Here is an 11,137-nt window from a genome sequence, read left to right as displayed (position 1 = left end):
TGCGACAGCATTTCGAGGGGAGGCGTACACGACCGCCTCCCCTTGTAGAGCGCTCAAACATACTTACCCTCAAAAACGTTCCGGTGGAACGTTTTTGACAAAGCAATTTTTACATTGGTTTGTGCATATTATATAATTGTTATTTCTTTTTCGACAGACTGAATCGTTCGGGTACACAGACCCGAACGATAAATAATATTCTTATGTTTCCTCTGAGCCTTCCTCGTTCTCTTCCGAACCTTCTTCATCGGTATTTTCCTCGGCAGCTGCCTCGGGGTCGATGTCGGAAGCGGGAGAAGTCGTCTCCCCTGCCGCAAGAATTGTTGCCGCATAGTTTATTTCACGGTAGCTTACGTTCTTGACCGCCATCTCCACATCGGAAAATTCAACGAAATAGTTGTAGGAACGGTCATAGCCCTGTTCGGGGTCGGTGAAATAATATCTGTAGCAGTAGGTGGAATCGTTGGAAATAGTGCGCTTGATGTAATATGGCTTGAGACCAAGCTTCTTGTTAACATTCTTGATGCTCATACCGTACTCAAGGGAGTTCTGGTCAAGCATATCAGCCATCTTTCTGCCCTTCCAGTTGAGCTTGAGCTGAGTAAAGTCATAATACTCAACAGCAGTGATAATATCGTCCTCGCCCACAGTAAGAAGAATTACCCACTGAGGCTGTTCCGAACCGCTTACCTTGGTGGTTTTTTCGGAAATGCATATGTAGTCAAAGCTTGTCATATTGTTTATCATGCCGTTGGCGCTCTTTTCGGAGAAGGTAAGCCCTGTTTCCGACTCGGCATATGCCACATTTCTTCCCACAGGAATGCTCTGAGCGGCGTTGTAGCCGTCATTTGAACCGAAGAGCTGCACGAGTATCACTATGACAACGACCACAGCAATAAGCACAAGGCAGATACCTGCGGCTTTAAGCTTCTTTTTAAAAGCCGCCTTTTCCTCGGGAGTGCGCTGTTTTTTCTCCTTTTTGGGCTTCTGAGCCTTTTCCTTTTTGGGCTTTGCCTGCTTTTTCATACGTCCCTTGTCGTCCACATTCTCGGGGAGCACGGGAGCCTCAAGCTCTGCGCCGCAGGCTTCGCAGAATATATTTCCGTCGGGGCATTCGCTGCCGCATTTTTTACAGATCATTTTATCAGCCTTTCTGAAAAATTGTGCATATCAAATAGTTACAAATCAGTTACAAGATAATAATACCACATTTTCATCGTTTTGTCAACAGAAACGGCGTTTTTAATACATTTTTAATACTGCCGGAAATTCAGCAGGATTAAAAATTGTTTATTTCAGTTTTTCATACGCAAATCAGAAAATCAGCGGATTTTATACATATTTTTGCAAGTCAGAAATATTTTTCTTGCAAATACTATTGACAAAATTGTTTTTATGTGATAAAATAAAAATACATCGGGGCTGTGCCGAGGGTGCAGTCCGTATGAAAGGAGAGCCTGTTTATGCCGTCAGTAAAAGCTGTCATAGCCGCCGCTTCGGAGGATATAAAGGCAAGCCTGTCGTCAATGTGCGCCGAGGCAGGTATAACGGACATTACTGTCACGGACGGCGAAAGTCTCAGGGAGCTTTTTGCGGAGCATACCTACGATATCGCTCTTCTGGTGCTGCCCTTTGAGGATCGTTTCGGAGCAGATACTGCGGCTTTTTTAAGCAAAAGCTATGACACACAGATCATCGCATTTGTACCTTCAAAGGTATATGACGATGTGTGCGCCAAGCTTGCGAGATCGGGGCTTCTCATTCTCCCGAAATCCTCCCCCAGAGCGCTTATAATAAACGCACTCAGAAGCGCAGTCCACACCAAGGAAAAGCTGGACGGCTTGCGTGAGGAAAAGCGGACACTTACGGAAATGGTAAACGAAATGAAGCTTGTCAGCCGTGCGAAATGCGTCCTTATCGAGTATCTGAGGATATCCGAAAAGGAAGCCCACCGCCAGATGCAGAAGCGTGCAATGGACCAGCGGATAACCCTTTCCGAGGTTGCGGCGGACATTCTCAAGACATACGAATACAATTAAGGAAGTGCTTTCATTATGAAATTTACGAAAATGCAGGGCATAGGCAACGATTATATCTATGTAAACTGCTTCGAGGAAAAGGTCCCCGACCCCGAAAGGGTATCGCAGATAGTGAGCGACCGCCATTTCGGCATCGGCGGCGACGGTCTTGTGCTTATAATGCCCTCGGATAAGGCTGATTTCAGAATGAGAATGTTCAACGCCGACGGAAGCGAGGGAAATATGTGCGGCAACGCCACACGCTGTATCGGCAAATTCGTCTATGACAACGGTCTTACGGACAAGACCGAGATAACTCTTGAAACAAGGAGCGGCATAAAATATCTCACCCTTTATCCCGAAAACGGAAAGGTAAAGACCGTTCTTGTAAATATGGGAAAAGCGATACTGAAACCCTCGGATATCCCTATGAATGCGGAAGGAGACAGCTTCATAAACAAGCCCATAGAGGTCTCGGGCAAAGAGGTCTTCATAACCGCCGTTTCAATGGGCAACCCCCACGCCGTCACCTATGTGGAGGACGTGGACGGGCTGGAGCTTGAAAAGATAGGTCCCGCATATGAAAATCACCCGCTGTTCCCCGAGAGGGTAAATACGGAATTTATAAAGGTCCTTGACTCACATACCATTCAGATGAGAGTATGGGAGCGCGGCTCGGGAGAGACCTGGGCGTGCGGAACGGGAGCCTGCGCTGCGGCGGTGGCTTCTGTGGAAAACGGCTATTTCAGGCGCGGCGAGGAAATAACCGTAAAGCTTCGCGGCGGCGACCTTTTCATCACCTATAAGGAGGACGGAACAGTCCTTATGAGAGGACCTGCCGAGACCGTATTCACAGGCGAGATCGACGTGTAAACACATCTGAAAGGACGGATACCAATGGTTAAGATAAATGAAAATTTCCTTACAATGAAGAAAAATTATCTCTTTATAGATATCGCAAAAAGGCTCAAGGCATTCACAGAAGCAAATCCCGACAAGCCCCTTATCAGAATGGGCATAGGCGATGTTACCCTGCCCCTTGCCCCTGTTGTGGTTGACGCTATCAAGAAGGCTGCGGACGAAATGGGAGTTAAAGAGACCTTCCGCGGCTATGAGGACAGCGGCTCGGGCTATGATTTTCTGAAAGAAGCCATTGCAGGCTATTACAAAAGCTTCGGCGTTTCCCTTAATTTGTCGGATATACGCGTTAATGACGGTGCAAAGGCAGACTGCGGCAATATCGTCGATATTTTCGGAGACGGCAACACTATTCTCGTGACCGACCCCGCATATCCCGTTTACGTTGACTCAAATATTATGGCAGGCAGAGAGGTAATTTATGCCGACTCCAACGAGGAAAACGGCTTTGCGGCAATGCCCGATGACAGTGTCCATGCAGATTTGATCTACCTCTGCTCCCCCAACAATCCTACAGGCTCGGTATACACAAAGGCTCAGCTCAAGGAATGGGTGGACTATGCCATAAGAAATGAAGCGGTCATAATCTTCGATTCCGCTTACGAGGCATTCATCTCCGACCCCGACCTGCCCAGAAGCATTTATGCGGTGGAGGGTGCGAAAAAGTGCGCCATTGAAATGTGCTCTCTCTCCAAGACCGCAGGCTTTACAGGCACACGCTGCGGCTATACCATAATCCCCGAGGAGCTTATCGTCAAAGCCTCCGACGGCTCGGACGTGAGCCTTGCACAGATATGGGGACGCCGCCAAGGCAGTAAATTCAACGGCGTTTCCTACCCCATTCAGCGCGGCGCAGAAGCCGTTTTCACCCCCGAGGGACAGAAACAGACCCACGAGGCGATCGATTATTACCGAAGAAATGCCAAGGTAATGGCAGACGCGCTCACCGAGCTTGGCATCAAGTTCACAGGCGGCATAAACTCGCCCTACATCTGGCTCAAATGCCCCAACGGAATGGGCAGCTGGGAATTTTTCGACTATCTTTTAAACAACATTCAGGTGGTCGGAACTCCCGGAGAGGGCTTCGGCAAAAACGGCGCAGGCTGGTTCAGGCTCACCGCTTTCGGCACATATGAAAATACGGTCGAAGCTATGAGAAGATTTAAAGAGCTTCTGAAATAAGATGATATATGCCCCGGGAAGACAGTTCTTCCCGGGGCATATATCATTTTCTAAGTACAAAATAATCGCCGTATTCAGTTTCGTCGTGACCTATAAGCTTTTCATCGGCAGGCGTAAATCCGTACCGCTCAAAGGCGGCTATCCTCTCCTTTGCGGCGGGAATTGCCTTTGAAGCAATGATATCACAGTCAAAAAGCTCATACGCAGGGGAAATAATTATCCCGAGAATATCCGAAATAATATCCGCCTTTTCGTAGTCGCTCCGCAGGTCAAGCCTTAAAAGTCCGCAGTTATTGAAAAAATCATCTGCCCTGCGGTTAAAAAGCTCAACAGTGCCCACAGCAGTATCCGTTTTTTTGTCAACAACCGACCAGCGGACAAAATACTTTTCCTTGTATGAAAACAGCCAGAAATCTATAGCCTGTTTCATTTGCGTAGCAGTGGTATAGTGAAAATCATCGCCGTTGCAGTTGTCGCTGTTAAAAAACGGCACCGCCTTTTCATCGGAATAAACGGAAAGCAAGTCCTGTACATCGTTCTCTTCCACAGATCTCAAAAGGAAATTTTCATTTTCAAGCACAGGGCATTTTTCATAAACGTTCATACACTTACCTCACTTTAATGTGAATTTCAGCTCCCAAAGCAATCAAAGCACGCCATATATCCAAAAAAATTCCATAAAACTGATTAACCGCCGCAAATGAGCCAATAATAGGGATAAATCAAAACCGAAAGGAACTTATCTCTATGAAAAGAAAATACATATCCGATACAGCCCTCATCGCCGCAGCAATGGCATTCTCACTGCTTGTAACGGGAATATATTCAGCCGCCGAGACGGAAAAAAGCCTTGAAAACAGCCTTGTCCGCCTGCACATTCTTGCAAACTCGGACAGCGAGGAGGACCAGCGCTTAAAGCTTCTCGTGAGAGACGCCATACTTGCCTCCTCAGAGGAGCTTTTCGAGCCATATTCCACCTCGGAAGAAGCGGAGATGGCGCTTTCGGAGCAGCTTGACAGGATAAAGGAGATCGCAGATAATACCCTTGCCGCCAACGGCTCCGAGGATACCGTCACCTGCGAGCTTCGTGAAATGACCTTTGACAGGCGTATCTACAATGCTTTTGCGGTTCCCGCAGGAAATTACACCGCCCTGCGGATAACTATCGGCAGCGGCGAGGGACATAACTGGTGGTGCGTTATGTATCCGCCTCTCTGCGTTCCCTGCGCAGGAGCCGCCCTCACCGACGAGGAGATAATGGAAAAATACGGCGGCGAGCTTACCGAGGAGGATATCCTTATGCTCTCCGAGGAAGCCGATTATGAAGCAAGGCTTTATATTGTTGAGCTTTTTGAAAAGCTGATCGATAAAGCGGAAAACGCCGAATAAAAACAAGTCTCTCCCTGCGGACAGCAGAGAGAGACATTTTTTATCACAGCACCATTTTGTCAAGCTCCCTCTTGAGTCTCGCCACAGGGAGCCCCACCACATTAAAAAAGTCGCCCTTAATGCCCTTTACCAGCATACAGCCCTCAGACTGTATGCCGTAAGCGCCTGCCTTGTCCATGGGGTCGCCCGTTTTGATGTAATCCTCTATCTCCTTTGGGGTAAGAGGATAAAACTCCACCTCTGTGACCTCGGAAAAGCTCCGCTGCTTTCCCCTGCTGCAGATGCATACCCCCGTAATTACCTTGTGTACCCGTCCCGAAAGCTTTGTGAGCATTTCACGGGCACAGTTTATATCACGGGGCTTGCCCATAATTTCGCCGTCAAGTATGACCACCGTGTCACAGCCGATAACAGGCTCATACATATGCTCAGGGTTCTCCGCGACCGCCCTTGCCTTTTTAACCGCAAGATATTCGGCTGCATTCTTTGCGGCGATATCCTCGGGCAAAGTCTCGTCCACATCGGCAGGACATACGGAAAAATCCTTGACCGCCAGCTTTAGAAGCTCCTGCCGCCTGGGAGAAGCCGAAGCAAGGATCACCATCTTTTACTTCTCCTCTCCGCCCGAGCGAGCCTGTTTCTCCTCGGTATATCGGTTAAAAAGGTCAATGCCTACTATCATCAGACCGCAGAGCAGGATAGCATTTAAAACAAATCCGAAAACGGAAAAAAGAACGCCTAAAAACTTTTTCATAATATATCACCCGAATAAAAAATTACGCAAAAGGATTTTCAGTGGGATAGAGCATACCCGCAGGCTGATTAAATCCAATTTTCTTAACGCCCAGATATCTGAACACATTGTAAAGCGCCTTGCCCTTGTGGGAGAATACAACTGCGCCGTGATGAGGGAAACGTCCCTCGATAAGAACGTGGCGGTAAAATCTGCCCATTTCCTTAATGGCAAATACACCGATAGCTCCGAAAGAGCGTGTAGCCACGGGAAGCACCTCACCCTCAGCCGCATAAGCTGCAAGCTCTGCGTCCGCTGTGGACTGGAGACGGAAGAAGGTTATCTTTGAAGGCGCAATATCCCCCTCAAGAGTACCTCTTGTGATATCGGGCTCCTTGTCGGGCTCCAGGTCTCTTCTCATAATTCTCTGGAACTTCATCTCGCAGGAGGCAAGCTTGCCCGAAGCAGTATTTCCGCAGTGGAAGCCCATAAATGTATCGGTAAGGCTGTAGTCAAATCTGCCCTTTATCTCCTCGCTGTAGATATCCCGGGGAACGGTGTTGTTGATATCGAGAAGAGTTACGCAGTCATCGGAAACGCACTGACCGATGTACTCGCTGACAGCGCCCCATATATCCACCTCGCAGGAAACGGGTATGCCCCTGCCCGTAAGACGGCTGTTCACATAGCAGGGAACAAAGCCGAACTGTGTCTGGAATGAGGGCCAGCACTTGTTTGCAAATACCACATATTCCCTCTCGCCCTTGTGCTCCTCCGCCCAGTCAAGGAGAGTAAGCTCGTACTGAGCAAGCTTGGGGAGAATACCCGGCATTTTGTTGCCCACACCCAGCTCCGATACCATATCCGCCACAACGCCCTCAATTCTCTTGTCGCCTGCATGAGCGTTGAACGCCGCAAAAAGGTCAAGCTCGGAATTTTCCTCAATTTCTGCGCCCATATCGTAAAGACGGGCAATGGGAGCGTTGCAGGCAAGGAAATCCTGAGGACGGGGACCGAAGGAGATGACCTTGAGCTTTGAAAGACCGAGTATCGCCCTTGCCACAGGGATAAACTCCCCTATCATCTCAGCCACCTTGTCGGGAGTGCCCACGGGATATTCGGGTATGTACGCCTTAACGCCTCTGAGGCCTAAGTTGTAGCTTGCATTGAGCATTCCGCAGAATGCGTCTCCTCTGCCGTCGATAAGGTCCTTTCCGCTCTCCTCGGCAGCAGCTGCGAACATCACAGGCAGACCGAAATTCTTAGCAAGAAGTGTTTCGGTCGTCTCGGGACCGAAGTTTCCCAGATATACCACAAGTGCGTTTACCCCAGCCTCTTTAAGCTCGGAAACGGCTTTCTGCATATCCTTTTCATTCTCGGAAACGGTAGGACAGCGGAATATCTCAATGCCCATCTTTTCACATTCCGTGCATACCTCTTTGCATCTTCCCTCGGAAAGGCTCTTAGGGAAGCAGCTTCTGCTTACAGCAGCAATACCCAGCTTTATCTCGGGCATATTGGTCATTTTGTTCATTTTAAAACATCCTTTCATATTATTATTCAAGCGTGGGGAGATGATAAACAGCCTTGCCGTCCTCGTCCACCCAGTTCATTTCCTCAAAATATTCCTCCAGGGTAATACCCTTGTCGGCAAGGAGCTTTGCATAGTAAACTCCCACAAAGCGGTAATGCCATGGCTCATATATTATCCACGTGATATCCTCCTTGCCCTCGGGATAGCGGAGAATGAAGCCGTAATCCGCCGCATTCTCACAAAGCCATTCATAAGCCTTGGTGTTTTTGAAGCGGTCGTCCTCCATGCTGGTCTCCTCGTTGGACATAATATCCGCCGCCACACCTGCATTATGCTCGCTGTAGCCGGGAAGCTGTACCTCCTTTAAGGTGTCGGCATAAGCCTCCTCATAGGTCATTCCCCGATTGTCTATCCTGTCCTGAACGCTCTTGTCGAAGTTGTTCTGCTGATACTCAACAGAGCGGTACGCAGACATCACCACAAGCTGTATCCCGTCCTCCTCGGCAGCCTTTATCATCTGCTTCATATACTCAGCCGCACGGGAATCAAGATAATATTCACGCCAGCTTTCGTAAACAAGATCAGTCTCAATGCCGTCGCAGTATTCCGCAGGCACCTGATTTTTGGAGTTTACGAGAAACATCGCCCAGGTGTTGTCGGCATCGGCAGGGTCGGGCTTAGGCTCCTTCGGTTCCTCAGCAGTCTCTGTGGAAATGTCTGAAACGCCTTCCTCGCCCGACGGGATATCCGTTCCCGAAGACTCGGAAACAGCGCTCTCCGAGCCGTCAGTCTCTGACTGTGAAGGCTTCGAGATGTTTTTTTCATCGTCCTTCTGAGAAGCTGTACCTGACATAAAAAACACCGCCGTAAATAAGATAGCCGTAGATATGATAAACAGCTTTACGCCGTTTTGTTTTCTTTTCTTCTTCACTGTTTTCATTCCTTTGAAATTAAGTGTCCTCCGCTTGACATCGGCGGGAAAATAGGTTATAATAAGGTTACAAATGATAATTGAAAGGCGGTCTGCCTATTATGAAATGCCCCTACTGCGGATTTGAAGATACCAAGGTCATCGACTCCCGTCTCATTGACGGAAAGAAACGCCGCAGACGCCGCTGTACCAACTGCGACAAGCGCTTTACCACCTATGAGAGCATTGAGATACCCGACCTGCTTGTGAATAAAAAGGACAATACCTATGAGCCTTTCGACCGCAACAAGCTTATAAGAGGGCTTTCCTTTGCCGTAAAAAAGCGTCCCGTTCCCGGCTCAGCCATAATCGCCATTGCAGACAGTATCGAGGCCTACTGCGCCAACAATATGATAACCCAGATATCCACACGTGAAATAAGCGATATGGTGCTTGAGCAGCTCAAGAAGCTCGACGAGGTAGCATATGTCCGCTTTGCCTCGGTAAATAAGGATTTCAACGACGTAGACTGCTTTCTTGACATAATCTCCGAGCTGAGAAACAACGGAGAATAAGCAAAATATTTTTCTGACAGGAGCGGAAATTATCCGCCCCTGTTTTTTTTATTATATTCCGAAAAGCGGAAAATATTTACAAAATGCAATATGCAGTTTAAAGTTCAAAGACCCGCTTTTTGCCTCTCTGCCCGAACTCTCTCGCCGTTTCGATAAGAACTTCCCTTTCATTGGGTATCTTCTCGTCAATGACCATCACAAGAAGCTCGTCAAGAGCAGCACCTATCTCCTTGCCCTCAAAGCCGATGTCCTCAAGGTCGCTGCCTCTTACCGCAAGCCCGTGAAGGGTGCAGCATTCGCCGTTGTTCACGATCTCGTGAGCCAGATATTTCATAGCGTCAAGGGTGTTGACCCTCTCAAGGCAGAAGCTCTGCTTAGCGCGGCTGTCTCCCTTCATTACCTCCGCCAGCTTGTCAAACATTCCGAGACCCATGGCGGATATCAGGTGCTTTACAACTCTCTTGTCGTCAACGGGAGTGATGTAGTGATATTTTATCAGCTCGCAGGTGTTTTTAATGGTCTCGTTGTCAAATTTCAGACGGCGCATAATACGCTCGGCAGTTTCCGCGCTGCGTTTTTCGTGTCCCGGGAAATGACCGTGACCCTCCTCATCGATACGGCAGCTTGTAGGCTTTTCGATATCGTGGAAGAGTATGGCGAGACGGACCTCCTTGTCGCACTTGGAATTTTCCAGAGCATGAGCGGTGTGCTCCCACACATCATAAACGTGATATCTGCTGCGCTGGTCGAAGCCTATGCACTTTGCAAACTCGGGGATAACAGTGCAGAAAACATCGTCAAACTCTATCATAAGGTCGCAGGGAGCCGAGCCCATAACAAATCCCGTAAGCTCGCTCATTATCCTCTCGGCGGAAATTTCCTTGAGGAGCTGTTTTTTCTCGTGGATAGCCGAGGCAGTCAGAGGGTCGATGCGAAAGCCAAGAGACGAAGCAAAGCGAAGGGCTCTCATAATTCTCAGAGCGTCCTCCTCAAATCTCACCGCAGGCTCGCCCACGCATCTTATCCTGCCGCTGAACAGGTCCTGCTGACCTCCGAAAACGTCAATAATACCCGACTTGTCGGAATAAGCCATAGCGTTCACGGTAAAATCCCTCCGTGACAGATCCTGCTCGAGGGAAGAAGCGAACTTCACCGAATCGGGACGGCGGTGATCGGAGTATTTTCCGTCCACCCGATAAGTAGTGACCTCCACATTTTCCCCATCGCTCACCACAGTAACAGTGCCGTGTTTAAGCCCCGTTTCAATAACTCTCAGCCCGTCCATACAGGCAATGATTTCGTCGGGGAGCGCATTTGTGGTAATATCATAATCCTTGGGCTTCACACCGAGAACAGAATCTCTTACGCAGCCGCCCACGATATACGCCTCAAAGCCGCCCTGTTCCAGGCGGTCAAGGACAGCCTTCACATTAACGGGAATACTGATATCCAAAGTATGCTCACATCCAATTCCAATTCATATAATACAAACCGCAGAAGCGGACAATTACCTAATTTATATTATACCACATCATTCCGCAAATTGCAAGGCAGAAGCGCAATAAAAAAACGTCATAAAAATAATTTCTGTTTTTTCAAAAAAAAGCTTGACAAAATCATTTTTTTATGTTAGAATAAATTTGTTGCTTATAGATATCGGCTCTGGAGAGGTGTCCGAGTGGTTTAAGGAGCCGGTCTTGAAAACCGGTGATCCCGCGAGGGACCGTGGGTTCGAATCCCACCCTCTCCGCCAACAGAATATTTTATTTTGTTACCATTATGCAGAAGTACTCAAGTGGTGACGAGGCGCCCCTGCTAAGGGCGTAGGTCGGGAAACCGGCGCGAGGGTTCAAATCCCTCCTTCTGCGCCAGATAAAA

12 protein-coding genes and 2 tRNA genes are annotated in these 11,137 nt (G+C 48.5%); 7 read left to right on the top strand and 7 right to left on the bottom strand.

Annotated elements, in window-relative coordinates; genetic code table 11:
* Positions 1–201: 201 nt before the first annotated feature.
* On the bottom strand, positions 202–1,140 hold the full coding sequence (locus ACI4J0_RS05665; protein ID WP_439764838.1) for a zinc-ribbon domain-containing protein: 939 nt from the start codon (positions 1,138–1,140) through the stop codon (positions 202–204).
* A 323-nt stretch (positions 1,141–1,463) separates the two neighbouring features.
* On the opposite strand from ACI4J0_RS05665, the gene ACI4J0_RS05660 reads away from it, so the two are divergent.
* Genes ACI4J0_RS05660 through ACI4J0_RS05650 form a run of 3 tightly spaced genes read left to right on the top strand, consistent with a single transcriptional unit; the run spans position 1,464 to position 4,118 of the window.
* The gene (locus ACI4J0_RS05660) at positions 1,464–2,039 is read left to right on the top strand and encodes an ANTAR domain-containing response regulator (RefSeq protein ID WP_439764837.1); all 576 of its coding nucleotides are present in this window, start codon (positions 1,464–1,466) and stop codon (positions 2,037–2,039) included.
* Positions 2,040–2,054: 15 nt separating this feature from the next.
* Positions 2,055–2,891, top strand: a complete 837-nt coding sequence (dapF, locus tag ACI4J0_RS05655) for a diaminopimelate epimerase (RefSeq protein WP_439764836.1) — start codon at positions 2,055–2,057, stop codon at positions 2,889–2,891.
* A gap of 24 nt (positions 2,892–2,915) precedes the next feature.
* Complete coding sequence (locus ACI4J0_RS05650; protein ID WP_439764835.1) at positions 2,916–4,118, top strand: LL-diaminopimelate aminotransferase; 1,203 nt, start codon at positions 2,916–2,918, stop codon at positions 4,116–4,118.
* Between the two features lie 43 nt (positions 4,119–4,161).
* Here ACI4J0_RS05650 and ACI4J0_RS05645 read toward each other — a convergent pair whose 3' ends face one another.
* Positions 4,162–4,722, bottom strand: a complete 561-nt coding sequence (locus ACI4J0_RS05645) for a GNAT family N-acetyltransferase (protein ID WP_439764834.1) — start codon at positions 4,720–4,722, stop codon at positions 4,162–4,164.
* 143 nt (positions 4,723–4,865) lie between these two features.
* On the opposite strand from ACI4J0_RS05645, the gene spoIIR reads away from it, so the two are divergent.
* Positions 4,866–5,507: a stage II sporulation protein R gene (gene spoIIR / locus ACI4J0_RS05640; RefSeq protein ID WP_439764833.1), complete on the top strand. Its 642-nt coding sequence runs from the start codon at positions 4,866–4,868 to the stop codon at positions 5,505–5,507.
* Positions 5,508–5,550: 43 nt separating this feature from the next.
* On the opposite strand, the gene ACI4J0_RS05635 is transcribed toward spoIIR, so the two are convergent.
* Genes ACI4J0_RS05635 through ACI4J0_RS05620 form a run of 4 tightly spaced genes read right to left on the bottom strand, consistent with a single transcriptional unit; the run spans position 5,551 to position 8,705 of the window.
* Positions 5,551–6,111, bottom strand: coding sequence for a Maf family protein (locus ACI4J0_RS05635; RefSeq protein WP_439764832.1), 561 nt, complete (start codon positions 6,109–6,111; stop codon positions 5,551–5,553).
* A gap of 3 nt (positions 6,112–6,114) precedes the next feature.
* Complete coding sequence (locus ACI4J0_RS05630; protein ID WP_439764831.1) at positions 6,115–6,261, bottom strand: hypothetical protein; 147 nt, start codon at positions 6,259–6,261, stop codon at positions 6,115–6,117.
* A 22-nt stretch (positions 6,262–6,283) separates the two neighbouring features.
* Complete coding sequence (locus ACI4J0_RS05625) at positions 6,284–7,765, bottom strand: L-fucose/L-arabinose isomerase family protein (RefSeq protein WP_439764839.1); 1,482 nt, start codon at positions 7,763–7,765, stop codon at positions 6,284–6,286.
* Positions 7,766–7,796: 31 nt separating this feature from the next.
* Positions 7,797–8,705 carry a M15 family metallopeptidase gene (locus ACI4J0_RS05620; RefSeq protein ID WP_439764830.1) on the bottom strand — a complete coding sequence of 303 codons (909 nt, stop codon included), beginning with the start codon at positions 8,703–8,705 and terminating at the stop codon, positions 7,797–7,799.
* Positions 8,706–8,806: 101 nt separating this feature from the next.
* On the opposite strand from ACI4J0_RS05620, the gene nrdR reads away from it, so the two are divergent.
* Positions 8,807–9,259 carry a transcriptional regulator NrdR gene (gene nrdR / locus ACI4J0_RS05615; RefSeq protein ID WP_439764829.1) on the top strand — a complete coding sequence of 151 codons (453 nt, stop codon included), beginning with the start codon at positions 8,807–8,809 and terminating at the stop codon, positions 9,257–9,259.
* Positions 9,260–9,356: 97 nt separating this feature from the next.
* Here the strand turns inward: nrdR and ACI4J0_RS05610 are convergent, their stop codons facing one another.
* Entirely contained in the window at positions 9,357–10,712 is a 1,356-nt protein-coding gene (locus ACI4J0_RS05610) for a CCA tRNA nucleotidyltransferase (RefSeq protein ID WP_439764828.1), read from the bottom strand.
* Positions 10,713–10,923: 211 nt separating this feature from the next.
* Between ACI4J0_RS05610 and ACI4J0_RS05605 the strand changes: the two genes are divergently transcribed.
* Together ACI4J0_RS05605 and ACI4J0_RS05600 are read left to right on the top strand one after the other, a co-directional pair.
* Positions 10,924–11,012, top strand: a tRNA-Ser gene (locus tag ACI4J0_RS05605).
* A 28-nt stretch (positions 11,013–11,040) separates the two neighbouring features.
* Positions 11,041–11,130, top strand: a tRNA-Ser gene (locus tag ACI4J0_RS05600).
* Positions 11,131–11,137: the final 7 nt, after the last annotated feature.

Source organism: Huintestinicola sp. (assembly GCF_051882455.1).
Classification (GTDB): Bacteria; Bacillota; Clostridia; order Oscillospirales; family Ruminococcaceae; genus Huintestinicola.
This window is presented reverse-complemented; position numbering and strand designations above follow the sequence as displayed.